Source organism: Vibrio sp. 10N.286.52.F8 (assembly GCF_041468745.1).
Lineage (GTDB): Bacteria > Pseudomonadota > Gammaproteobacteria > Enterobacterales > Vibrionaceae > Vibrio > Vibrio crassostreae_C.
In genome coordinates, this window is record NZ_JBFRJF010000010.1 from 342,260 (window position 1) to 367,447 (window position 25,188).

Genomic DNA, 25,188 nt, shown 5'->3' on the forward strand with positions numbered 1-25,188 from the left:
GTAAGTATGCAAACTTTTGCTGAAATAGCGGCTCTTCGTGAGCAGATTAAACAGTTTAAGCGTGATGGACGTACGGTTGCTTTTGTACCGACAATGGGAAACCTGCATGAAGGCCACCTGACTCTGGTAAAGAAAGCTCGTGAACTGGCCGACATCGTTGTGGTAAGCATCTTTGTAAACCCAATGCAGTTTGACCGTGCAGACGACCTAAACAACTACCCTCGAACGTTAGAAGCAGATTTAAGCAAACTAACAGGTGAAGGGGTTGAGCTAGTATTTACACCAACGCCAGAGGTGATGTACCCAGATGGATTAGACAAGCAGACGTTTGTTGAGGTCCCTGGCATATCTCACATGCTTGAAGGTGCCTCTCGTCCAGGTCACTTCCGTGGTGTATCAACCATTGTCACTAAACTGTTTAATATCGTTCAGCCAGACTTTGCATGCTTCGGCGAGAAAGACTTTCAGCAACTTGCTGTTATTCGCCAGATGACCACTGATTTAGCATTAGACATTGAAGTTGTCGGCGTTGCGACCGTTCGTGAAATGGATGGTTTGGCAATGAGCTCTCGCAATAGCAACCTAACGATTGACGAGCGCCAACGAGCGCCCGTTTTAGCGCGTACTATGCGCTGGATCAGCAGCGCTATTCGTGGTGGTCGCGATGATTACGCATCAGTGATTGAAGATGCTACTGACCAGCTACGCGCTGCAGATCTTCAACCTGACGAAATCTTCATTTGTGATGCTAAAACTCTGCAAGCGATCACTTCAGAATCAACTCAAGCAGTGATTCTAATGTCGGCTTTCCTAGGTAAGACGCGTCTTATCGATAACCAAGTTCTCGATTTGGTAACGGAAACCAAAGAAGAAGTGAAAGAAGAAACGACTGAATAGTCGGCTTCTGCTCTTAACGCAAAACAAAAAAAGGTCGATGTTATATCGACCTTTTTCTTTACCTGTTACTTAGATGAACCAAAGGTTAGCTACGTAAGCCAATACCCTTTGTCACTAGGTAGTGTGCAATGCCATACAACAGCACGATAAACACACCTAGTACGCCAAACGACGTCACGATCCCCACATCAGACACACCCAAGAAGCCATATCTGAACGCGTTAACCATGTACACGATAGGGTTCAACTTCGATACACCTTGCCAGAATTCAGGCAATAGACTGATCGAGTAGAACACACCACCAAGGTACGTCAGCGGCGTTAAGATAAAGGTTGGGATAATAGAGATATCATCAAACGTGCGTGCGAATACCGCGTTAATCAAGCCACCCAAAGCGAATACTACCGACGTTAAAAATACCGTCGCAATGATCACGCCCCAATGGTCAACTTGTAAGTCGACAAAGAACAACGACACGAAGGTTACTATGGTACCCACTAACAAGCCACGAACCACACCACCCATTACGAAGCCGGCGATAATCACGTAGTTAGGAACAGGCGCTACAAGCAGCTCTTCAATGTTCTTCTGGAACTTGGCACTAAAGAACGATGAAGCAACGTTGGAATATGAGTTGGTGATCACCGACATCATGATCAGACCGGGAACAATGTATTCCATGTAGCTAAAGCCGTTCATTTCACCAATACGCGCACCAATCAGGTTACCGAAGATGATGAAGTAAAGCGTCATGGTAATCGCTGGCGGCACCAGAGTCTGCACCCAGATACGAGTAAAGCGATTGATCTCTTTGGTCAACAAACTGCAGAAAGCGGTCCAATATAGGCTGTACATATTATTTACTCCCCTCACGGACGATACTCACAAATAGCTCTTCTAGACGGTTTGCTTTGTTACGCATAGAGAGGACTTTAACCTGTTGCTCGCTCAATTGAGCAAAGATGGTATTCAAACCTAGGTTCTTGTCGATTTCGATTTCTAGCGAGCCATTGACCATCACTTGGCTATTCACGCCTTCAAGCTTAGGTTCAGTCGTGCCCTCTTCCAGATCCAGAATAAAGGTCTCAGCACTCAATTTGCCCAACAGCGCTTTCATTGTTGTGTTCTCAATCAGCTCACCGCGATTGATGATACCAATGTTGCGACACAGCATTTCTGCTTCTTCTAGGTAGTGCGTGGTCAAGATAATGGTAATGCCCTGCTTCTCATTGATCTCTTTTAGGAATTCCCACATTGAACGACGTAGTTCAATATCAACGCCTGCTGTCGGTTCATCAAGGATCAACAAATGAGGTTCATGCATCAATGCACGCGCGATCATCAAACGACGCTTCATACCACCAGACAAGTTACGCGCGCGTTCGCCACGCTTTTCCCACAGATCGAGTTGAGATAGGTACTTTTTCGCTCGCTCTTTCGCTAATGCTTTTGGCACGCCGTAATAACCCGCTTGTTGCAGCACGATCTGTTCAACGGTTTCAAACGGGTTAAAGTTAAACTCTTGAGGCACAAGGCCTAAGTTCTGCTTCGCCAATTCCAGATCGGTATCAATGTCGTAGCCGAACACTTTAACCTTGCCTGACGTTTTATTTACCAGTGAAGAGATAACACCAATGGTGGTTGATTTACCCGCACCATTGGGACCAAGTAGTGCGTAAAAGTCGCCTTTTTCTACTTGTAAACTAACGCCCTTAAGAGCCTCGAAGCCCCCAGAATAAGTTTTTCTTAATTGCTCAATTTCTAATGCATACATAGAGATAGACTGCCATTTGCTATAGATAAGATGTAGACGGCCGAGCTTGAGGAAGAGAGTAATGCTTAAAACGAACTAGCTGAAAGCTAACCCAAGATTTGTTTACTCGGCCATTTTGCGAACAAGTTTATCGTTGATTGACGATGAATACAAATATCGTGTGAGAGTTTCTTTCGAAAACAAATAAGCGTCTTGGCTACGTGAAGACTAAATCAACGTTCAATAAATATAAAAATGCCTCTAAGTGATTCACTTAACGGCATTAATGATCAGTCTTGAAGTGAGCGTCTATGGCTTATTCATATCAGCTTATTACTGAAAAATTAAACTGACTCAAATTGATGCTCATCTCTGTCGACATAGCTTGTTGCTGCCGTCAGGGCTTCATATCTGAATCGATAAGTGTTGGATTCAGGTACTAGGTCAATCACGTGGAACTTCTCTAGTTGTTGACGAGTATTCTCATTAGGACACAGCAGATACACCTCACACTGCGCATCCAATGCATCTTTAATCGCATTCTCTAGCGCTAGGCCAACAGTGACATCAATCATAGGTACATCTGTCAGGTCTAGAATCATCGCTTCATAGTCAGAGATACTTGAGTGCTGACGTGAAATCGCCTTTGAAACGCTGAATATCATCGGCCCTGATAGGTAGAAGAATAGCACCTTACCATTGGCACTATCGAGTAACTGACGTTCGCTATCAGTCAATGGGATATCGTCTTCATCATCACCATCACTGATCGCCTTAACTTGTCTGGCTTGCTCTCGGCTTAATCTTTCAATAATCAGAATATTCGAGATAAACACACCCAGTCCAACGGCAATAATCAAGTCAACAAACACAGTCAATAGCATCACGCCGTACATCACGCCCATGCCGGCATAGCTAACCTTGTGCGCGCGCTGGATAAAGCTCCAATCTAGGATATTGAAACCAACATACATCGCGATACCAGCCAGCACTGCCATAGGAATCGGTTCTGTTAAACCACCTGCAACCAATACCACGAGCGCAAGTACTAAAGCTCGAATAACACCTGAAAGCGGAGAACGCGCTCCCACCTGAATATTGGTTACAGTCCCCATGGTGGCACCCGCGCCAGGTAGTGCACCAAACAGGCCAGAGATCATATTGGCAATGCCTTGGCCACGAAGCTCTTTGTCTGAGTCATGCTCTTTACGAGTCAATGAATCTCCGATAACCGCGGTCAAAAGCGTATCAATACAACCTAATGTACCAAGCACCAAGGCATCGATAACCATAGTAGTAAACTGTTCAGCGCTGATCGTAGGGATAACGAGGGAAGGTAAACCAGCTGGGATTTCACCAATACGGCGAATAGAGTCGGTATCAAAAATCATGACGGACAAGAGCGTTACAGCCACTAACGCGACCAGTTGAGCAGGCACATACTTACGATACTTAGCGGGGAAGCCAAAAAGAATACCGAGTGTCAGAGCACCTAGAAATAGCTCACTCACTTTTAAGTTTGCTAGCGTATCAGGTAAAGCAGAGAGCGTGCCCATTACACCACCGGATGGAGCGGCATGCCCTAACAATGGAGACAGCTGCAAGATAATCAGAATAACGCCAATGCCCGACATGAATCCGGAGATCACGCTATATGGCATCAAAGTGACGTATTTTCCTAGCTTTAACGTACCAAGTAATATCTGGAATGCACCGGCCATCATCACGACAGTAAAGGTCATTGCCATACCCGTTTCAGGATATTTAGCAACCATACTCGTCATTACGGCAGTCATGATCACCGTCATCGGGCCGGTAGGTTCAGAAATCAAACTACTCGAACCGCCAAACAATGCTGCAAATAGGCCAACCATAATGGCGCCCCACAAGCCAGCTTCAGCTCCCGCGCCAGAAGCAACACCAAATGCCAATGCTAAAGGTAACGAGATGATGGCTGTAGTTACACCGCCAAACATATCCCCTTTGAGATTGATATCCGTAAAACGACTTCCAAACAAAACACACCTTCCTGATGATGAAATGACAAACCTTATCACTTTAGCAAATGTATCAAGTGTTCAGAAAGTGTTAATTCAATCACATTATTCATGTCTTATAACCGGATTATTGATAGTGGGCTAAGTTTATGATTTTCCGTACTAGAACACGTCAGATGAGTAAATTTTGACGCAGTTTTTACGAGATTGAATTTGTAACATTGTGTATAGTTAAGCATCTTAATTGAGGGATGTAAGAAGCAAGATGCCAGAAATAAAACAGCTTTTTGAGAACAATTCCAAATGGTCTGAAGAAATTCGCTCTGAAAGACCTGAGTATTTTACAACGCTTGAAGAGGGTCAAAGCCCTGGTTTTCTATGGATAGGTTGTTCAGATAGCCGAGTTCCAGCCGAGCGCCTGACTGGCTTATATTCTGGAGAACTGTTTGTTCACCGAAACGTGGCCAACCAAGTGGTTCATACAGACCTAAACTGTCTATCTGTTGTTCAGTACGCAGTAGATGTGCTTAAAGTGAAACACATTATTGTCTGTGGTCACTACGGTTGTGGCGGTGTTAACGCGGCGATTGATAACCCTAAACTTGGTCTTATCAACAACTGGTTACTGCACATCCGTGACAATTACCTAAAATACCGCAAGCAAATCGAGGGGCTTCCTCGTGAGCAATGGGGTGACAAGTTATGCGAAATTAACGTCGCAGAACAGGTTTATAACCTAGGTAACTCAACCATTATGCAAAATGCGTGGGAGCGTGGCCAAGACGTTGAAATCCATGGTGTGGTTTATGGTATTGGCGATGGCAAGCTACAGGACCTTGGCGTACGTTGCTCAAGTAACGATACTTTAGAGAACAGTCACTTAGATGCATTAAACAAGATCTTAACGACGCCTCTTCTTAGTCAACAAAGCTAACCCATTCCGTCATATATACAAAAAGCCCGCATCAAGCGGGCTTTTTAATGACTTCTAAACCACAAGCGTAATGATTACTCTTGAGGTACTACCTTACCGATGTACGGTAGGTGACGATATTTTTGTGCGTAGTCGATACCAACACCAACAACAAACTCGTCTGGGATCTCAAAACCAATCCATTTTGTATCGACAGTCACTTCACGGCGAGAAGGCTTGTCTAATAGCGTACAAATTTCGATAGACTTAGGACCACGTAGGCTCAGAATCTCTTTTACTTTAGTCAGCGTGTTACCTGTATCGATAATATCCTCTACAAGTAGAACGTCTTTACCTTGGATATCATCATCAAGATCTTTCAAAATACGAACATCACGTGAGCTTTCCATGCCGTTGCCGTAGCTAGACGCGGTCATGAAATCAACTTGGTGAGTTAAATCGATAGCACGAGCAAGATCTGCCATAAAGACAAAAGATCCACGCAATAAGCCAACTAAAACTAGATCTTCACTACCATTGTAGTGTTCCGTGATCTGTTTGCCTAGTTCGTTCACTCGATCCTGAACTTCTTGCTCAGAGATCATGACTTCAACTGTATGCTTCATACTGCTCTCATTCTATTTGGTGATTGCGACGAATGTTGACAGTTTCGTCAGTTGTGTCGCTCAATTTTGTGCGTAAGTCTAGCACTGCTCAAATACCCACACCACCTTATGGTTCGAATTTACTGTCAGATTCTCAACGAAATGTGCGCTGGTGCCTTATCCAATACTCGTCTCCTTTCACATCAATGCTGATCACGCTTTATGTATCAAGTTTGATGTAACTGTCTATAAAACAAGCTGAAAGGATTGACCATTCGCATATGCACCATTACACTCATCTTGGCTTAAATAATAATAAAATCATTAATATAAAAATTTCGTTGGCAAGGAAAATAAAATGGACTCAATATCTAAGAGACCTAGAACTAGGCTTTCACCTTTAAAAAGAAAACTTCAATTGATGGAAATCGCTCTTGAGGTATTCTCTCGCCGCGGTATCGGTCGTGGTGGACACGCTGATATTGCAGACATCGCTCAGGTGTCTGTCGCAACTGTATTTAACTACTTCCCTACCCGTGAAGATCTGGTTGATGAAGTACTAAATCACGTTGTACGCCAATTCTCTAACTTCCTTTCAGACAATATCGATCTGGATATTCACGCAAAACAAAACCTACATAATATTGCGACTGAAATGGTGACGTTAGTGGCTCAAGATAGCCATTGGTTAAATGTGTGGTTCGAATGGAGCGCTTCGACTCGTGATGAAGTATGGCCGCTATTCGTAACAACGAACCGCACTAACCAAATGTTAGTACAAAACATGTTTAGCAAAGCGATTGAACGTGGCGAAGTTTGTGACGATCACGATCCTAAACATCTAGCCAATCTATTCCACGGCATTTGCTACTCGCTATTCATCCAAGCAAAACGTGTAGAAACGCCAGAAGAGCTTTCAAGCTTAACGGATAGCTACTTGAACATGCTGTGCATTTATAAGTAGATTCGAGTAAATAATTTAAGGGTTGGCCTAATGGGCCAACCCTTTTTTGTAGAATGGAATGTCTCTTCGCATCCCGAAGCGCAGCGTACTCGCATCTCGGAGTGAAACGTTCCTGCTCTTTTCTTCAGACATAAAAAAACCGCTGACGAATCAGCGGCTTTTAAAAACATTAGCGAGTGGCTAAAGAAGGATTACTTCTTCTTTTTCACTGCTTTCTTGTTTGGAAGGTCAGTGATTGAACCTTCGAATACTTCCGCAGCTAGACCAACAGACTCGTGTAGAGTTGGGTGAGCGTGGATAGTAAGTGCGATATCTTCTGCATCACAACCCATTTCGATTGCTAGGCCGATTTCGCCAAGAAGTTCACCACCGTTAGTACCAACAACAGCACCACCGATTACGCGATGAGTATCTTTATCGAAGATCATCTTAGTAACGCCATCTGCACAGTCAGAAGCGATTGCACGACCAGAAGCAGCCCAAGGGAAAGTAGCAACTTCGTAATTGATGCCTTCCGCTTTCGCTTCTTTCTCAGTCTTACCTACCCAAGCAACTTCTGGCTCAGTGTACGCAATTGATGGGATTACTTTAGGGTCGAAGTAGTGCTTCTTACCAGAGATAACTTCAGCAGCTACGTGACCTTCATGCACACCTTTGTGAGCAAGCATTGGTTGACCAACAACGTCACCGATCGCGTGGATGTGAGGAACGTTAGTACGCATTTGCTTATCAACATTGATGAAACCACGCTCATCAACTTCGATACCCGCTTTTTCAGCGTCGATAAGTGCACCGTTTGGAACACGACCGATAGCAACAAGAACAGCATCGTAGCGTTCAGCTTCAGCTGGTGCTTTTTTGCCTTCCATTGAAACATAGATACCGTCTTCTTTTGCTTCAACAGCAGTCACTTTAGTTTCAAGCATTAGCTTGAACTTGTTCTTAATGCGCTTAGTGAAAACTTTAACGATGTCTTTATCCGCAGCAGGGATAACTTGATCGAACATCTCTACAACTTCAACTTTAGAACCTAGAGAGTGGTAAACCGTACCCATCTCAAGACCGATGATACCGCCGCCCATGATAAGCAGTTTTTCAGGTACTTCGTTTAGTTCTAGTGCATCCGTAGAATCCCAAATACGTGGGTCTTCATGTGGGATGAAAGGAAGTTTGATTGGGCGAGAACCCGCAGCAATGATTGCGTTGTCGAAGTTAACAGTTGTTGCTTCGCCTTCGCCTTCAACAAGAATGCTGTTAGGACCAGTGAACTTACCGAAACCGTTAACAACAGTAACGTTACGCATCTTAGCCATACCGCCAAGACCGCCAGTTAGTTGATCAACTACTTTTTCTTTCCAGATACGGATCTTGTTGATGTCCGTTTGTGGCTCGCCGAATACAACGCCGTGCTCTGCCATCGCTTTAGCTTCTTCGATTACTTTAGAAACGTGAAGAAGTGCTTTTGATGGAATACAACCAACGTTTAGACATACACCACCAAGAGTGCTGTAACGTTCAACTAGTACTGTTTCTAGACCTAAATCCGCACAACGGAATGCCGCTGAGTAACCAGCAGGACCTGAACCAAGTACAACAACTTGGGCTTTAATTTCTTTGCTCATTGTGACCTCTTGTAGTCATTATCCCTAACAGGCTGAGTAGATGTTCTTAAAATTATTGGGCTTTCAAACAGGAAACATTTTACAGAGATGTTAACAGTGTGAAAGTAGCTTTAAGTTAGCCTGTGAGCTAGACAACAATTCCCCATCAGATTATGAGAAATGCAGGAAACTGTTGTCTAAAAATAGTCTTTATATAAAGAATTAAGGTGACCCGAAAGTCACCTTAATAATTACTTTCTCAATTACAGTACTAGACGACGAATGTCAGATAGTGCGCTGTTTAGGAAAGTAATGAAGCGTGCACCTTCAGCACCATCGATCACACGGTGGTCGTATGATAGAGACAGTGGAAGCTGTAGACGTGGTTGGAACTCTTTACCATTCCAAACTGGCTTAATTTCAGACTTAGATACACCTAGGATACCTACTTCTGGAGCATTTACGATTGGAGTAAATGCAGTGCCGCCAATACCACCAAGGCTAGAGATTGTGAAACAACCGCCTTGCATGTCTGCCGCTGTTAGCTTACCAGAACGTGCTTTCTTAGAAACAGCCATTAGCTCTTCAGATAGCTCGTAAATGCCTTTCTTGTTCACGTCTTTGAAGACAGGAACAACTAGACCGTTTGGTGTATCAACAGCGATACCCACGTTTACGTACTTCTTAAGAATGATGCTTTCGCCATCTTCAGAAAGAGAAGAGTTAAACGCTGGGAATGCTTCTAGCGCTTTAGCAACAGCTTTCATGATGAACACAAGTGGAGTGATCTTCATGCCAGTGTCTTTCTTCGCTTCGATTGCGTTCTGTTCTTTACGGAATGCTTCTAGCTCAGTGATGTCTGCGTTGTCCCATTGTGTAACGTGAGGGATCATTACCCAGTTACGGTGCAGGTTAGCACCAGAGATCTTCTTAATCTTAGAAAGCTTCTGAACTTCAGTTTCGCCGAACTTGCTGAAGTCAACTTTTGGCCATGGTAGTAGACCAAGTGCAGAACCGTCGCCGCCTTTGCCAGATGCAGCTGCACCAGACTCAAGACGCTTAAGTGCATCTTTAACGTAAGACTGAACGTCTTCTTTAAGGATACGGCTCTTACGACCAGTACCTTTAACCTTAGAAAGGTTAACGCCGAATTCACGAGCTAGACGACGAACTACTGGAGAAGCGTGCGCGTAGTCACCGTTCTCTTGGAAGTCGCCAGCTGCTGGAGCCGCTGCAGGTGCTTCTGCTTTAGGAGCCGGTGCCGCCGCTGGAGCTGCTGCTTGTGCAGGTGCTGCAACAGGAGCAGGCGCTGCGCCTTCAACCGGAGTGCCGGCCACGACGAAAGTCATGATTAGAGAGCCAGTTGACACTTTGTCGCCAGCTGCAATCTTAATCTCTTTTACTGTACCAGCGAATGGTGCAGGAACTTCCATTGAAGCTTTGTCGCCTTCAACAGTAATTAGAGATTGCTCTTCTTCTACTGTATCGCCAACCGCTACCATGATTTCAGTAACTTCTACTTCGTCACCACCGATATCAGGAACGTTTACTTCTTTTTCAGCTGATGCAACTGGTGCCGCCGCTGGAGCAGGAGCTGCTGCAACTGGAGCGCCAGAGCCCGCTACTTCACCTGTTTCTACAGAGAAAATCATTACTAGAGAACCAGTCGATACTGAGTCACCAGAAGCGATCTTGATTTCTTTAACGATACCAGCGAATGGTGCAGGAACTTCCATTGAAGCCTTGTCACCTTCAACAGTAAGAAGAGATTGTTCTTCTTCTACTGCGTCACCGATAGCAACCATGATTTCAGTTACTTCAACTTCATCACCGCCGATGTCAGGAACGTGAACTTCTTTAAGCTCAGCCGCCGCTGCAGGAGCAGCTGCAACTGGTGCCGCCGCTTCAACTGCTGGAGCAGCCGGTGCTGCTGCAGCACCTTCCGCTTCGAAGATCATGATAAGAGAACCAGTAGAAACAGAATCGCCTTCCGCTACTTTGATTTCTTTAACGATACCCGCTTGAGACGCAGGAACTTCCATTGAAGCTTTGTCGCCTTCAACAGTGATCAGTGACTGCTCTTCTTCAACCTTGTCGCCAACGTTTACAAGAATCTCAGTTACTTCAACCTCGTCAGCACCGATGTCTGGTACATTAATTTCGATTGTCATTGTATTTACCTACCTTAATGCCAGTCTTATGCGTATTGCGGGTTAGTTTTTTCAGTGTCGATATCGAATTTAGCAATTGCTTCAACAACTACAGATTTCTCGATGTCACCACGTTTAGCCAGTTCAGTTAGAGCTGCAACTACGATGTAGCCAGCGTTCACTTCGAAGTGACGACGTAGGTTTGCACGGCTGTCAGAACGGCCGAAACCATCTGTACCAAGTACTTTGTAAGACTCAGTTGGCATGTACGCACGTACTTGCTCAGCGTAGTTCTTCATGTAGTCAGTCACTGCGATTGCAGGTTCTTTACCAAGAACAGTCGTGATGTACGGTACTTTCTCTTCAGCTTCTGGGTGAAGCATGTTGTCACGCTCTACCGCTTGGCCGTCACGAGTTAGTTCGTTGAACGACGTTACTGAGAATACGTCAGATGCTACGCCGTACTCTTCGCTTAGAATTTCAGCCGCTTTACGCGCTTCGTTCATGATAGTACCAGAGCTCATTAGTTGAACTTTGCCCTTAGCACCAGCGTGAGATTCAAGCTTGTAGATACCTTTACGGATGCCTTCTTCAGCGCTTTCTGGCATTGCTGGCATTGCGTAGTTCTCGTTCATTACTGTTAGGTAGTAGTAAACGTTCTCTTGCTCAGGACCGTACATGCGACGGATACCGTCTTGCATGATTACCGCTAGCTCGTAAGCGAACGTTGGGTCGTAAGAGATACAGTTAGGGATAGTGTTCGCTTGGATGTGCGAGTGACCATCTTCGTGCTGTAGACCTTCACCGTTCAGTGTTGTACGACCTGCAGTAGCACCTAGTAGGAAGCCACGAGCTTGTTGGTCGCCTGCTAGCCATGCCATGTCACCAATACGTTGGAAACCGAACATTGAGTAGTAGATGTAGAACGGGATCATCGGTAGATCGTTTGTGCTGTATGAAGTTGCAGCAGCAACCCATGAAGCCATAGAACCTAGTTCGTTGATACCTTCTTGAAGAACTTGACCAGACGTTGCTTCTTTGTAGTAAGAAACGATGCCTTTATCTTCAGGTGTGTATTCTTGACCGTGTGGGTTGTAGATACCAACCTGACGGAATAGACCTTCCATACCGAATGTACGAGCTTCATCACAGATGATAGGAACGATGTTCTTACCAATGTTCTTATCTTTAAGAAGGATGTTTAGCGTACGTACATAAGCCATAGTTGTAGAGATATCACGCTTCTGTTCACCTAGTAGAGGTGCGAATGCGTCTAGCTCAGGAACCTTGAACTCTTGAGTAAACTTAGGAAGACGTGCAGGTGTGTAACCGTGTAGAGCGTTACGACGAGCGTGCATGTATTCGTACTCAGGCGTACCTTCTTCCAATTTCAGGTAAGGAAGTTCAGCGATCTTCTCATCTGAAAGGATGTCTTCTAGGCCTAGGCGATCACGTAGGTGTTGAACATGAGTCATGTCCATTTTCTTAACACCGTGTGCAATGTTCTTACCTTCAGCTGCATCACCCATGCCGTAACCTTTAACAGTCTTAGCTAGGATTACAGTTGGCTTACCGTTTGTCTCTTTAGCATTGTTGAATGCAGCAAACAGTTTAGAAGAATCGTGACCACCACGCTTAAGAGCGAAGATTTCGTCATCAGTCATGTCTGCAACTAGTGCAGCTGTTTCTGGGTACTTACCAAAGAAGTGCTCACGTACGTATGCGCCATCTTTAGATTTGAATGTTTGGTAGTCACCATCGATAGTTTCGTTCATTAGTTGAAGAAGCTTACCAGTAGTGTCTTTAGCTAGTAGAGAATCCCAGTTACTACCCCAGATAACTTTAACAACGTTCCAACCTGCACCTTTGAATAGGCCTTCAAGTTCTTGGATGATGCTACCGTTACCCATTACAGGGCCGTCTAGACGCTGTAGGTTACAGTTGATTAGGAAACATAGGTTGTCTAGCTTCTCACGCGCAGCGAAAGAGATAGCACCACGTGATTCTGGCTCATCCATCTCACCGTCACCTAGGAACGCGTATACGCGTTGCGCTGAAGTTTCTTTCAGGCCACGGCCGTCAAGGTACTTAAGGAAGCGCGCTTGGTAGATAGCAGAGATAGGGCCAAGACCCATAGATACTGTCGGGAACTGCCAGAACTCAGGCATCAGTTTCGGGTGCGGGTAAGAAGGGATACCTTTACCATCAACTTCTTGACGGAAGTTATCTAGCTGTTCTTCAGTTAGACGACCTTCAACGAATGCACGAGAGTAGATACCTGGAGAGATGTGACCTTGGTAGTAAACTAGATCGCCACCGTCTGTCTCGTTTGGAGCACGGAAGAAGTGGTTGAAACATACTTCGTAGAACGCTGCTGCTGACTGGTAAGAAGCCATGTGACCACCAAGGTCTAGGTCTTTCTTAGAAGCACGCAATACGATCATGATTGCGTTCCAGCGAATAATCGAACGAATACGACGCTCAAGAGTTACGTCACCAGGGTAAGCTGGCTCTTGTGCTGCTGGAATTGTGTTGATGTAGTTTGTGTTGATGCCTGTAGCCATATCAACACCATCTAAACGTGCTTTATCTAGAACTTGTTCTAGTAAAAACTGTGCACGTTCTACACCTTCTTCACGTACTACTGACTCAAGAGCTTCTAACCAATCTTGAGTTTCCAGAGCATCAACGTCATGCTTCATGTCAGACATGGCGATCTATCCTTTTTGTTAGTTGGATTCTACTAAACACGTAAAAAGCCGAAGTATTACGGCTATTTACCCTGTTGAATTCGACGTAGAGAACGTTCGCGGCGCGATTCTTCTTTGGTCAAATCCATCAATGTTTCTTCGATGTAAGCTAAATGAGAATGTGACATTTCACGCGCCTGTTCTGGCTGCCCTGAAACGATCGCATCTACAATGTTAGCTCGATGTATACTCACTTTCTCCACAACGTCTTTACGACGATGCAACAGCTTTAAATTTTCTAAGACGTTTTGTTCGAGTAACGGAGCCAAGCTACGAACAATGTGCAATAACACCACATTGTGCGCTGCCTCTGTTAAAGCAATAAGAAAAGCCATCACCGCTGCAGATTCGGCTTCAATATCACCCTTTTCTTGCGCGCCGTGAATTTTTTCTTGGCAGGCTTGAATACGAGCAAAGTCTTCATCGGTTCCACGCAATGCCGCGAAGTAAGCCGAAATCCCTTCCATCGCATGACGCGATTCCAACAAGTCTAGTTGGGTTTCAGAATGGGACGACAACAAATTAAGCAAAGGATCTGAAAAGCTTTTCCAGATATTTTCGCTAACAAACGTACCTCCACCTTGACGGCGAGTAAGCAAGCGTTTTGCTTCTAAACGTTGTATCGCTTCTCGGATCGAAGGACGAGACACATCGAACTGTTTCGCCAGTTCGCGCTCAGGCGGCAGCTGCTGCCCTGGAGCCAGTGTTCCTTCCACTATCAACCTTTCTAACTCTTGTTCGATAACATCGGAGAGTTTTGGCTGACGAATCCTTTGATAAGCCATAGTTTGTTGTTCTTCTTTTTCTTCGCTGACAATTGGTAATACCAATTTTAAGTTGGGCAGAAATTAACATAATTAAAACGCCACTGTCCAGCCTAAAATTGACCTGCATCATAGAATACAGCGTGAATTAACCATGATTTAACAAATGAAATTTAAAACAGCAACCAAATTGGTCTTACCATTTACAGGGGTAATACTTTTGGGGAGTGTTCGTGCTAGAAAGTTTCAGGATAAAAATGAATTGTTTCAGAAAGATTAGTGTCACTCGTTTAAAAATCGAACCAAGCGCACATTTAGGGTGGAAATTCTGTTCATAAGTTTTAATAAATGAGTGTTTGATAAGTTCGTCACACTCTCAATTTATTGATGCGCTTCTCTCCACCACTTTCTTTACATCGCAACAACAAAAATTCACAAGTCATTATGCCAGGCGTTGACTATTCAACGCCCACCAGCGGTAAGCCCATCGTCAAAAACTGAGGCTTAAGCTTTGAGATTTTTTTTAAACTTCTGCCAATCAAACACCAAGCCAGGGTCAGTTTTACGCAAAGGCGCTATATATTGATGGCCAGTGATACGCTCACTGGTGATTTGAGGAAACGTCGATACGATCGTTGCTGTTAATTGGCTAAGCGCTTGATACTGCTGCTCGCTATAAGCTACAAAGTCACTACCTTCCAGTTCAATACCAATAGAGTAATCATTGCACCTTTCACGCCCTGCAAAACTCGACTGGCCAGCATGCCAAGCTCGGTCTAAGAAAGAAACGAACTGCACCACTTCCCCATCGCGACGAATCAAACAGTGCGCCGACACGCCCATTTGGTGAATCACCTTAAAAAACGGGTGTTCCTTCGGGTCGAGTTTGCCCGTAAAAAACAGTTCTATGTAAGGCCCACCAAATTGACCCGGAGGCAAGCTAATGTTGTGAACCACCAGCAGAGAGATATCGTCGGCACTCGGTCGAGCATCAAAATACGGAGAAGGAACATGCCGAGCGCAGTCGTACCATCCGTTGGAGCTGATCGTCATCTTGGTCTCACTTTCTTTTCTGCTAGCACAATAAGATGTGACCTTGCCCATAGAGCAGTCGCGCTAGCCTCTTTAATTTGAAGTTAAGCAAGAGTATCATTCCATTCCCACTCCCTTTCAAGATTAGATTTGCGATGAAAAACACACATAACAGCCACCAACGCCTTGACTACTTAAAAGAGCAACTGCCTCTAGAGATCACTCGTGCAGTCGCTGAGACCATCAAAGAAGATCTAGGTGGCACGTTAGATCCAGCGGCTGATATTACGGCAAGTCTAATCCCTGCAGACGCAATCAACAGCGCAACCATCATTACTCGTGAGCACGGTGTGTTCTGTGGTAAAGCTTGGGCTGATGAAGTGTTTAAGCAATTGGGCGGTGAAGTGACTATCGAGTGGAATGTAGAAGATGGCGATAAGGTTGAACCAAACCAAACGCTTTGCACCCTAACTGGCCCAGCACGCGCGCTACTAACGGGCGAGCGTAATGCAATGAACTTCATTCAAACGCTATCTGGTTGTGCGACTACTACAGCTATCTACGCAGACAAAATCAAACATACTGAATGCCGCCTGCTAGATACTCGCAAAACAATTCCTGGCCTACGCAGCGCACTGAAATACGCGGTCGCTTGTGGTGGCGGTTTCAACCACCGTATCGGTGTTTTCGATGCCTACCTAATTAAAGAAAACCACATCATCGCATGTGGTGGTATTGAGAAAGCTATCTCTATTGCAAAAGAGTTGAATCCAGGTAAGCCAGTGGAAGTAGAAACTGAGAGCCTAGAAGAGCTAGAGCAAGCGATCAGCGCTGGCGCAGACATCATCATGCTAGACAACTTCACTACGGACATGATGCGTGAAGCAGTTAAGATTAACGCGGGTCGTGCTGCACTAGAAAACTCTGGTAACGTGACACTAGACACCATCGCAGAATTTGCTGAAACGGGTGTTGATTACATCTCGGTAGGTGCACTAACTAAGCACCTGAAAGCAATGGATCTATCAATGAGATTCAAAGCGTAATTTACTGAATAATAAATAAGTTATCGCTGAAGGCACTGTTAATAACAGTGCCTTTTTTATTGCCTTAATTGTCAGTATTTCAAGCAGTTATTTAAGTTGATCGCATAAATTTGCGCACTATATGAAACACCACACTAATAAATACAAAACCACTCGCGGCCACACCTAAACACAATTCCACTTCCCCATTCCGACTTCTATTCTTTCCATCAACCAGTGCCTGCACTGAAACAAACTAAACAATGGAATAGAACAATGAATAACAAAAGTAAAAGAACAAATCAGAAAGGCTTTACGCTGATTGAATTGATGATTGTTGTGGCTGTAATTGGCGTATTGTCTGCGATTGCCATTCCTCAATATCAAAAATATGTAGCCAAAGCAGAAGTTGCTTCAGCTCTTGCTACAATGACAGGTATAAAAACTAATGTAGAGGCTTATGCCGCGGAAAACGGGGCTTTTCCTGCTAATAGCTTAACTGATGAGCTAGGTGTCCCATCAAAGATACCAGTTGGAGCGATTACATTTGATCCTGACGCATCAGCTGGTGTTGGCACCATCGTATTTACATTCGCAAGCTCCGGAGTTAGTACCATTTTACATGATAAAGTTTTTGTATTAAGCCGCTCAGGGGATGGCGAATGGGAATGTGATAGCGATGCAACAGATGGTGTCGAGGACGCACTATTACCAAAAAACTGTAAGTTATAATATTCAATGCTCACCAACCTCCCAACTGTTCTCCGTCAGGCTGGTTTGCTTAGCCTGACTCAAGAACAAGCAGTTGCGGAACATGTACAAGCTTCAGGTATTTCGACACCTGAAGCTTTACTCGTTCTCGATTTCTTCAGTGGCGATTCCTTAGCAAGCAACATTAAAACCATCTTCGGCTTACCGTTAGTACAACTTGCCAATACTGACTATGAGACCTTATGTGACCAACTAGGACTTCGAGAACTGATTACCAAGTATAGTGCTATCCCGATTTCAGTCTCTAGCTCGACTCTCACACTCGCCTCTGCCGACCCGACCGATTTACAAGCGGAAGATGACTTTCGATTTGCGACCGGATTACAGATTGAATTGGTTGTCGCCAACTACTCTGAATTAGAAGGCGCAATACGAAAGCTGTATGGCCGTTCGATTTCTGGACAAGACTCTAAACGCAAAGAGATCACTCAAGACGAACTCGCCAATCTAGTTGAAGTGTCTGACGATGAGATAGCGTCGATTGAAGATCTTAGCCAAGACGATTCCCCTGTCAGCCGCTTTATCAATCAGATACTGGTCGATGCGGTACGCAAAGGTGCATCAGATATCCACTTCGAACCTTATGAAGAGCGCTACCGAGTACGCCTGCGTTGCGATGGCATCCTTGTTGAAATACAGCAACCCGCCTCTCACTTAAGTCGTCGTCTATCAGCTCGCTTAAAGATCCTCGCCAAGCTTGATATCGCTGAACGCCGCTTGCCTCAAGACGGTCGTATTAAACTGCGTCTAAATGACGACTTAGCGATTGATATGCGTGTATCAACGCTGCCGACCTTGTGGGGTGAAAAGATCGTACTGCGACTGCTTGATAGCAGCGCTGCTAATTTAGATATCGATAAGTTAGGTTATAGCGAAGATCAAAAAGCACTCTACCTCAATGCCCTGACACGCCCACAAGGGATGATCTTAATGACAGGGCCAACCGGCAGCGGAAAAACCGTCTCCCTTTATACTGGCCTTCGCGTTCTTAATACTACGGAACGCAACATCTCAACAGCTGAAGACCCAGTGGAAATCAACCTGTGTGGCATCAATCAGGTGCAAGTGACTCCGAAGATCGGCTTTGGATTTGCTGAGGCGCTGCGATCATTTTTACGACAAGACCCTGATGTGGTGATGGTTGGAGAGATCCGTGACTTGGAAACGGCAGAGATCGCGATCAAAGCATCGCAAACCGGTCACTTAGTGCTTTCGACACTGCACACGAATTCCGCCGCAGAAACCGTCACTCGACTCGCTCATATGGGGATAGAACCCTTTAACCTCGCTTCATCACTAAGTTTGATTATCGCCCAACGACTGGCAAGACGATTGTGCAACCATTGCAAAGAAGTTGACGACTCGCCAGACATATTCCTGCGTCACTCCATTCCTAACAGCCAAACCATCTACAAAGCGAACCCTCAAGGGTGTAATGAGTGCAATCAAGGTTATTCGGGTAGAGTGGGTATCTATGAAGTGATGCCGTTTAGCGATCAACTGAAAAATAGCCTGATAGACAAACCTAACGCGTTAACCATTGAAAACTTAGCTCGTCGAGAAGGCATGAGAACTCTGCAAGAGTCAGGGTTAGATAAATTGCTTGAAGGCACCACCAGCTATCAAGAGCTGCAACGTGTTCTGTACATATAAACCCATGGAGCACCAATGAGTAGCAAATCCAAACAATCACAACTAAAAAGCTATCACTGGAAAGGCATTAACAGCTCAGGCAAGAAAGTGTCTGGGCAAACCTTAGCGCTCACTGAATTGGAAGTACGAGAAAAGCTCAAAGAGCAGCATATTCAGATTAAGAAAATCAAAAAGAAAAGTATTTCAGCCGTGACTCGTTTAACTCATAGAGTCAAAGCCAAAGACATCACTATTTTAACTCGCCAACTGGCTACCATGTTGGCGACTGGTGTGCCGATCGTGCAAGCCATCAAGTTGGTGTCAGACAATCACCGCAAAGCTGAAATGAAATCGATTCTATCGCATATCTGCAAAGGTGTAGAAGCCGGAACGCCAATCTCAAAAGCGATGCGAACCGCAAGTCGTCACTTTGATGACCTATACACTGATTTGGTCGCGACAGGCGAGCTCTCCGGTAACCTTGCACAAGTATTTGAACGCTTGGCGACCTATCGTGAAAAGAGTGAGCAACTAAAATCCAAGGTTATAAAGGCTCTCATCTACCCAGCAATGGTTGTAGCGGTCGCCCTTACCGTTTCCTACTTAATGCTGACCATGGTGATTCCAGAGTTTGAGTCGATGTTTTCCGGCTTTGGCGCCGACCTGCCTTGGTTCACTCAACAAGTACTCTACCTTTCCCATTGGATGCAGGCTTACAGCTTTTATACTGCCGTAGGCATAGGGCTTGTTGTCCTGATTATTTACCAACTGTGTCAGCGTTCCCACTCGATCAAACTGTCTGTTAGTCGGCTAGGATTACGCTTTCCTGTTCTCGGCGGCGTATTAGCCAAAGCCTCCATTGCCAAATTCAGCCGAACCTTATCGACCAGCTTTAGTTCTGGCATTCCGATTTTAATGAGCCTCAAGACCACAGCCAAAACCGCAGGCAACCTGCATTATGAGTCGGCCATCATCGAGGTTCACCGAGAAACGGCTGCTGGCATGCCAATGTATATCGCAATGCGCAATACCAACGCCTTCCCTGAAATGGTGTTACAGATGGTGATGATCGGTGAAGAGTCAGGAAACCTTGATGATATGCTCAATAAAGTAGCCTCGATTTACGAGTTTGAAGTCGACAACACCGTCGACAATTTGGGCAAGATTCTAGAGCCACTGATCATCGTGTTTTTAGGCACTGTCGTTGGCGGACTTGTTGTCGCGATGTACTTACCGATCTTTAATCTTATGAGTGTGTTAGGATAGTTAAAAGCAACTAAACACCCATGAGCAGCCAACCTCTGCTCACCTTGATTAAGTGGTAAAGGACACTATGGAAGTATTTCACTACTATCCTTGGCTATTCCCCGTATTAGCTTTCATTTTTAGCCTTCTTATCGGCAGCTTCCTCAACGTAGTCATACACCGTTTACCGATAATGATGGAACGAGAGTGGCAACAAGAGTGCTCGGAGTATTTCTCTCAATATAAAATTCCAGCGCCAGAGGGAAAGTTCAATCTCAGTATCCCTCGTTCTACCTGCCCGAAATGTGAAACCCAATTAAGAATCATCGACAATATCCCAGTATTGAGCTGGTTGTTCTTAAAGGGCAAATGTCACAGTTGTGCGAATCCAATCAGCGCTCGCTACCCTTTGGTCGAACTGCTTACCGCAATACTTTGCACAATGGTTGCTAGCCACTTTGGTTTCAGTTACTACGCCATTGCTTTGATTTTTTTCACCTTCGCACTGATTACCGCGACCTTTATCGATCTCGATACCATGCTGTTACCCGATCAAATCACCTTGCCTTTAGTATGGTCCGGTATCGCTTTAGCATTGTTTAATATCAGCCCAGTATCGCTGCAAGATTCTGTGGTTGGCGCAATGGCTGGCTACCTGGCTCTGTGGTCTGTTTATTGGTTGTTCAAACTACTGACAGGCAAAGAAGGCATGGGTTACGGTGACTTCAAACTCCTGGCTGCGCTTGGCGCATGGCTTGGTTGGCAGCACCTACCGATGATCATCCTTTTATCTTCGCTTGTTGGCCTTGTGTTTGGTTTGATTCAACTTCGCTTGAAACAGCAAGGCATAGATAAAGCCTTTCCATTTGGGCCCTACCTTGCGATTGCGGGTTGGGTAAGCTTGATGTGGGGTAACGACATCATGGGTTGGTATTTCACTTCTGTACTAGGAATTTAACCATGGCAATCATTATCGGATTAAGCGGTGGTATCGCCAGTGGCAAAACTACGGTCGCTAACCTGTTCAATGAGCATTTTAATATAGATATTGTTGATGCTGATATCGTGGCACGTGAAGTGGTTGAGCTGGGCAGTGTCGGCTTAAAACAGATTACAGAACACTTTGGTGAGTCTATCTTGCTTGACGATGGAACACTCAACCGAAGTAGGCTGCGTGAGCTGATCTTCTCAGATCCTAAAGAAAAGCAGTGGCTCAATGATCTTCTTCATCCCATGATCCGTGACAAAATTGACAGTGACCTGTCTAAAATCACATCCCCGTATGGTTTATTAGTTGCACCGCTATTGGTGGAAAACCAAATGCAAGGCATGGCCGATCGCGTATTAATTGTTGATGTGCCAGCAGAAGTTCAAATAGAACGTACGATGAGTCGTGACAATGTTTCTAGGGAACAAGTTGCATCAATTTTAAAATCACAGGCTTCAAGAGAACAACGCTTAGCAGTTGCAGATGACGTGATTAAAAACCATACTAAAAACCAAGAACTTTTGCCTCAAATCACAGATTTACATCAAAAGTATCTGGCAATCAGTGCTGTAGATGGGTCAGAATAGAACAATGTTGAATGAAGGTTTGCTCGATGATCACCCATAAATTTGAACATCCTCTAAATGAGAAAACACGCATCTACTTAAGAGTCGAATCACTCTTGAGGCAGCTACACTTGTCTTCTACATTTTCCGATGCTCAACAGTATCAACTCTTTTTCCGTTCCATCTTTGATCTGATTGAAATCTTCGAACAGATCCAACTCAAGAGCGAACTGGCAAAAGATATTGAGAAGCAACGTGTAACCTACAAAAGTTGGTTGGATGTTGAAGGTGTCGATCAAGAGATGCTGACATCACTGCTTAATGACATTGGTAACATCTATCGTGATCTGATGCAGGCAGAGCGTTTTGGCCAGTCACTTAAGGAAGACCGCTTCCTGAGTGCCATTCGCCAACGCTTTAATCTTCCAGGTGGCTCATGCTGCTTTGATTTACCGGCACTGCATTATTGGCTGCACCTTCCTCTCGATAAGAGAATGAGAGATGCTAAAGCGTGGATGGATAGCTTACAACCTCTGTATGAAGCGCTAACACTGTGGTTGAAGCTCACCAGAGAGACTGGTCACTTTAAAGAGCAAATCGCTCGCGCTGGCTTCTTCCAGAGCGATGCCGATGAAGCGAATATCCTTCGTCTATCTATTCCAATGCAATACGGTGCCTACCCGATGATCTCAGGTCACAAGAACCGCTTTGCTGTTAAGTTCATGAGCTTTGAAACAGGGCAAGCCTGTACTCAAGACATTGAATTTGAATTGGCTATCTGCACCTAATTAATTTTCTTTTTTTAGTTTGGCTTGAGTCTTCACTCGAGCCTAAACTCACTATTATTACACCTTCAAATTAAGAATCACTATGTCGAAGAAAATCACCATCGTTAAATGCCCTCAATGTAATGCTGACGTTGAATGGGGCGAACAAAGCCCGCACCGCCCGTTTTGCAGCAAGCAATGTCAGATGATTGATTTCGGTGAATGGGCAGACGAAGAGAACAGCATCGCTGGCGCACCAGATATGTCAGATAGCGATGGTTGGTCGGAAGATCCGTACTAAGCGAGTAGCGAGTAGCGAGTAGCGAGTAGCGAGTAGCGAGTAGCGAGTAGCTTTTGAAGGGTTGGCGTTTAACGTCAATCCTTTTTTATTGCCTATAACACGGCGTTAGTAGAGATTCCCTACTCCTTCCTTCGTCAGTCTAGGGAATGACGGTTAAATATGAGTTTCGGTTTGTTCCGTCATCCTCCAGAGCGAGGAATGAGCTAATTGGGGATCTCTTACCTGCGAAACTCCAAATAACAGACACAAAAAAGCGGAGCCAAATGGCTCCGCTTTTATCGATAGAATGCAAAAAGAATTACTTCTTAGTAAGCTTCTCTTTAATACGAGCTGACTTACCAGAACGCTCACGTAGGTAGTACAACTTGGCACGACGTACTGCACCACGGCGTTTAACTTCGATGCTATCAACCATTGGAGAGTGAGTTTGGAACGCACGCTCTACGCCTTCACCGTTCGAGATCTTACGAACTGTGAATGCAGAGTGTAGACCACGGTTACGAATAGCGATTACAACGCCTTCGAAAGCCTGTAGACGCTCACGGTCACCTTCTTTTACCTTAACCTGAACTACAACAGTGTCACCTGGTGCGAATTTAGGAAGGTCTGATTTTAGTTGCTCTTCTTCAAGAGCCTTGATGATGTTGCTCATTTGTATAAATTCCTAGAATAAACTGATACTAAATTTAATAGGTTACTGCTTGCTTTTCGTTAAGAGCGTTGCTCTTTAATGAATTCAGCCAGTAATTGTTCCTGTTCGTCAGTCAGAGCTAGGTTTTCCAGGAGTTCTGGTCTTCTTAGCCAAGTTCGGCCCAACGATTGTTTTAATCGCCAGCGACGAATGTCCTTATGGTTTCCAGACTTGAGTACCGATGGTACATCTTTATCGTCTAGCACCTCAGGGCGCGTATAATGGGGACAATCTAGCAAACCATTTGCAAAAGAATCTTCTTCTGCTGAAGCGAAATCTCCAAGTACACCCGGAACAAACCGAGATACTGAATCAATCAGCGTCATGGCTGGCAGTTCGCCACCCGTCATCACAAAATCTCCAATCGACCATTCTTCGTCAACTTCAGATTGAATGATGCGCTCATCTACCCCTTCGTAGCGACCACAAATAAGAAGTAAATTCTCGTTTGTTGCCAGCTCTTCAACACCTTTCTGGTCGAGTTTACGACCTTGAGGTGAAAGATAGATAACTTTCGTCTTTCCCGGTGCTGCTTGCTTGGCCGTTGTGATAGCGTCGCGCAAAGGCTGAACCATCATTAACATGCCAGGACCACCACCGTAAGGTCTGTCATCAACAGTGCGATGTTTATCATGAGTGAAATCACGAGGATTCCATGTCTCAATAGATAAAAGACCTTTTTTAACCGCTTGACCTGTTACTCCAAAATCAGTAACAGAACGGAACATTTCAGGAAAAAGGCTAATAATGCCAACCCACATGTGTTCTCTCGCTCTGTAATTTGGAGTTAGAATCCAGGATCCCAGTCAACTTCGATCCGGCGAGCTTCGCGATCAACTTTCTTGATCACTTGCTCTTCAAGGTACGGTACTAACCGTTCCTTTTGGCCAAAAGCATCTTTAAGATTTGCTTTGATTACTAGAACATCGTTCGAGCCAGTTTCTAATAGGTCAGTGACCTCACCAAGGTCGTAACCTTTAGTGGTAAAAACTTGCATACCGAACAATTCGCGCCAGTAGAATTCATCTTCTGACAATTCAGGTAACGAAGCAGGGTCAATAGCAATTTCAAAGTTAGTCATCAGTTGCGCGTCTTCACGAACATCTAATCCCGCTAGCTTACATACATAACCTTGGCCATGACGTTTCCAGCTCTCAACTTTGTACTCAACCCACTTACCCTTTAGGTTTAAATACCAAGGGCTGTAATCAAATATGCTTTCAGCATTGTCTGTGTAGGAGAACACTTTGAGCCAGCCACGAATACCATAGGTAGACCCAAGTTTACCCATGACAATTCTATTGTTTTGCTCGCTCATAGTTTCTTTACCCTTCATCGACATAAGCTATTTCTCTTTAAAAAAGAATTAAGCCGCTTTTTGAGCGTCTTTAACTAGCTTAGCTACACGATCAGATAGAGATGCGCCTTGACCAACCCAGTGGTTAACACGATCTAGGTCTAGACGTAGACCTTCTTCTTGACCTTGAGCTGTAGGGTTAAAGAAACCTACTTTCTCGATGAAACGGCCAGTTGCAGCGTTACGGCTATCCGCAACTACGATTTGATAAAATGGGCGCTTCTTTGCACCGTGACGTGCCAAACGAATGGTTACCATGTCGTCCTCTTTGCTTTCTTAATAAAATAATTAACCCCAAGTATAAGTAAATAGCTTGGGGTCTCGTGCCAAATTAAAGCCCCGGAATTTTACTCTTATTCCGGTGCAATGCAAGGGCTTTAGCTATTTTTTCACCAACATAGCTGCCGTACACTTTCTG

General features: G+C 44.8%; 24 protein-coding genes. 11 read left to right on the plus strand and 13 right to left on the minus strand.

The window, feature by feature from the left end; all coding sequences use genetic code 11:
- Nucleotides 1-6 precede the first annotated feature (6 nt).
- Nucleotides 7-897, plus strand: a complete 891-nt coding sequence (gene panC / locus AB4133_RS05605) for a pantoate--beta-alanine ligase (RefSeq protein ID WP_017059434.1) — start codon at nt 7-9, stop codon at nt 895-897.
- Between the two features lie 85 nt (nt 898-982).
- Here panC and AB4133_RS05610 read toward each other — a convergent pair whose 3' ends face one another.
- The 3 genes from AB4133_RS05610 to AB4133_RS05620 form a co-directional block, all read right to left on the minus strand.
- Nucleotides 983-1,753: an ABC transporter permease gene (locus tag AB4133_RS05610; RefSeq protein ID WP_010435987.1), complete on the minus strand. Its 771-nt coding sequence runs from the start codon at nt 1,751-1,753 to the stop codon at nt 983-985.
- A gap of 1 nt (nt 1,754) precedes the next feature.
- Nucleotides 1,755-2,672, minus strand: coding sequence for an ABC transporter ATP-binding protein (locus AB4133_RS05615; RefSeq protein ID WP_372224058.1), 918 nt, complete (start codon nt 2,670-2,672; stop codon nt 1,755-1,757).
- A gap of 323 nt (nt 2,673-2,995) precedes the next feature.
- Nucleotides 2,996-4,627, minus strand: a complete 1,632-nt coding sequence (locus AB4133_RS05620) for a SulP family inorganic anion transporter (protein ID WP_372224075.1) — start codon at nt 4,625-4,627, stop codon at nt 2,996-2,998.
- A gap of 286 nt (nt 4,628-4,913) precedes the next feature.
- Here AB4133_RS05620 and can point away from each other — a divergent pair, with 286 nt between their 5' ends.
- Nucleotides 4,914-5,582 (plus strand): carbonate dehydratase, encoded by a 669-nt coding sequence (gene can / locus AB4133_RS05625; RefSeq protein ID WP_017063246.1) that lies wholly within the window; start codon nt 4,914-4,916, stop codon nt 5,580-5,582.
- A gap of 74 nt (nt 5,583-5,656) precedes the next feature.
- On the opposite strand, the gene hpt is transcribed toward can, so the two are convergent.
- Entirely contained in the window at nt 5,657-6,187 is a 531-nt protein-coding gene (hpt, locus tag AB4133_RS05630; RefSeq protein ID WP_017059438.1) for a hypoxanthine phosphoribosyltransferase, read from the minus strand.
- A gap of 337 nt (nt 6,188-6,524) precedes the next feature.
- On the opposite strand from hpt, the gene AB4133_RS05635 reads away from it, so the two are divergent.
- On the plus strand, nt 6,525-7,130 hold the full coding sequence (locus AB4133_RS05635; protein ID WP_019824386.1) for a LuxR/HapR/OpaR family quorum-sensing transcriptional regulator: 606 nt from the start codon (nt 6,525-6,527) through the stop codon (nt 7,128-7,130).
- Nucleotides 7,131-7,321: 191 nt separating this feature from the next.
- On the opposite strand, the gene lpdA is transcribed toward AB4133_RS05635, so the two are convergent.
- From lpdA to ampD, 5 genes are all read right to left on the minus strand, one after another.
- Nucleotides 7,322-8,752: a dihydrolipoyl dehydrogenase gene (gene lpdA / locus AB4133_RS05640; protein ID WP_017059440.1), complete on the minus strand. Its 1,431-nt coding sequence runs from the start codon at nt 8,750-8,752 to the stop codon at nt 7,322-7,324.
- A 242-nt stretch (nt 8,753-8,994) separates the two neighbouring features.
- Nucleotides 8,995-10,902 (minus strand): pyruvate dehydrogenase complex dihydrolipoyllysine-residue acetyltransferase, encoded by a 1,908-nt coding sequence (aceF, locus tag AB4133_RS05645; RefSeq protein ID WP_372224059.1) that lies wholly within the window; start codon nt 10,900-10,902, stop codon nt 8,995-8,997.
- A 26-nt stretch (nt 10,903-10,928) separates the two neighbouring features.
- Nucleotides 10,929-13,592: a pyruvate dehydrogenase (acetyl-transferring), homodimeric type gene (gene aceE / locus AB4133_RS05650; RefSeq protein ID WP_372224060.1), complete on the minus strand. Its 2,664-nt coding sequence runs from the start codon at nt 13,590-13,592 to the stop codon at nt 10,929-10,931.
- 62 nt (nt 13,593-13,654) lie between these two features.
- The gene (gene pdhR, locus AB4133_RS05655; RefSeq protein WP_136973772.1) at nt 13,655-14,416 is read right to left on the minus strand and encodes a pyruvate dehydrogenase complex transcriptional repressor PdhR; all 762 of its coding nucleotides are present in this window, start codon (nt 14,414-14,416) and stop codon (nt 13,655-13,657) included.
- 483 nt (nt 14,417-14,899) lie between these two features.
- Nucleotides 14,900-15,499 carry a 1,6-anhydro-N-acetylmuramyl-L-alanine amidase AmpD gene (gene ampD, locus AB4133_RS05660; RefSeq protein ID WP_372224061.1) on the minus strand — a complete coding sequence of 200 codons (600 nt, stop codon included), beginning with the start codon at nt 15,497-15,499 and terminating at the stop codon, nt 14,900-14,902.
- Nucleotides 15,500-15,582: 83 nt separating this feature from the next.
- Here ampD and nadC point away from each other — a divergent pair, with 83 nt between their 5' ends.
- The 8 genes from nadC (at nt 15,583) to yacG (ending at nt 22,722) form a co-directional block, all read left to right on the plus strand.
- Nucleotides 15,583-16,473: a carboxylating nicotinate-nucleotide diphosphorylase gene (gene nadC, locus AB4133_RS05665; RefSeq protein WP_372224062.1), complete on the plus strand. Its 891-nt coding sequence runs from the start codon at nt 15,583-15,585 to the stop codon at nt 16,471-16,473.
- Nucleotides 16,474-16,728: 255 nt separating this feature from the next.
- Complete coding sequence (locus AB4133_RS05670; protein WP_017071017.1) at nt 16,729-17,184, plus strand: pilin; 456 nt, start codon at nt 16,729-16,731, stop codon at nt 17,182-17,184.
- Nucleotides 17,185-17,190: 6 nt separating this feature from the next.
- Nucleotides 17,191-18,876, plus strand: a complete 1,686-nt coding sequence (gene pilB, locus AB4133_RS05675; protein ID WP_372224063.1) for a type IV-A pilus assembly ATPase PilB — start codon at nt 17,191-17,193, stop codon at nt 18,874-18,876.
- A gap of 15 nt (nt 18,877-18,891) precedes the next feature.
- Nucleotides 18,892-20,121, plus strand: coding sequence for a type II secretion system F family protein (locus tag AB4133_RS05680; RefSeq protein WP_017065898.1), 1,230 nt, complete (start codon nt 18,892-18,894; stop codon nt 20,119-20,121).
- A 67-nt stretch (nt 20,122-20,188) separates the two neighbouring features.
- Nucleotides 20,189-21,058 carry an A24 family peptidase gene (locus AB4133_RS05685; RefSeq protein ID WP_372224064.1) on the plus strand — a complete coding sequence of 290 codons (870 nt, stop codon included), beginning with the start codon at nt 20,189-20,191 and terminating at the stop codon, nt 21,056-21,058.
- Between the two features lie 2 nt (nt 21,059-21,060).
- Nucleotides 21,061-21,675, plus strand: coding sequence for a dephospho-CoA kinase (gene coaE / locus AB4133_RS05690; RefSeq protein WP_372224065.1), 615 nt, complete (start codon nt 21,061-21,063; stop codon nt 21,673-21,675).
- A gap of 26 nt (nt 21,676-21,701) precedes the next feature.
- The gene (zapD, locus tag AB4133_RS05695; RefSeq protein ID WP_017063237.1) at nt 21,702-22,442 is read left to right on the plus strand and encodes a cell division protein ZapD; all 741 of its coding nucleotides are present in this window, start codon (nt 21,702-21,704) and stop codon (nt 22,440-22,442) included.
- Nucleotides 22,443-22,524: 82 nt separating this feature from the next.
- Nucleotides 22,525-22,722 carry a DNA gyrase inhibitor YacG gene (gene yacG, locus AB4133_RS05700; protein ID WP_010435916.1) on the plus strand — a complete coding sequence of 66 codons (198 nt, stop codon included), beginning with the start codon at nt 22,525-22,527 and terminating at the stop codon, nt 22,720-22,722.
- Nucleotides 22,723-23,020: 298 nt separating this feature from the next.
- Here yacG and rplS read toward each other — a convergent pair whose 3' ends face one another.
- The 4 genes from rplS to rpsP are packed head-to-tail and all read right to left on the minus strand — an operon-like array spanning nt 23,021 to nt 25,028.
- A complete protein-coding gene (rplS, locus tag AB4133_RS05705; RefSeq protein ID WP_004735514.1) occupies nt 23,021-23,374 on the minus strand; it encodes a 50S ribosomal protein L19 in 354 nt (117 codons plus the stop codon).
- A 59-nt stretch (nt 23,375-23,433) separates the two neighbouring features.
- Nucleotides 23,434-24,174: a tRNA (guanosine(37)-N1)-methyltransferase TrmD gene (gene trmD, locus AB4133_RS05710; RefSeq protein ID WP_017061056.1), complete on the minus strand. Its 741-nt coding sequence runs from the start codon at nt 24,172-24,174 to the stop codon at nt 23,434-23,436.
- A gap of 26 nt (nt 24,175-24,200) precedes the next feature.
- Nucleotides 24,201-24,755 carry a ribosome maturation factor RimM gene (gene rimM / locus AB4133_RS05715; RefSeq protein WP_017063236.1) on the minus strand — a complete coding sequence of 185 codons (555 nt, stop codon included), beginning with the start codon at nt 24,753-24,755 and terminating at the stop codon, nt 24,201-24,203.
- A 24-nt stretch (nt 24,756-24,779) separates the two neighbouring features.
- Nucleotides 24,780-25,028: a 30S ribosomal protein S16 gene (gene rpsP / locus AB4133_RS05720; RefSeq protein WP_004410028.1), complete on the minus strand. Its 249-nt coding sequence runs from the start codon at nt 25,026-25,028 to the stop codon at nt 24,780-24,782.
- Nucleotides 25,029-25,188: the final 160 nt, after the last annotated feature.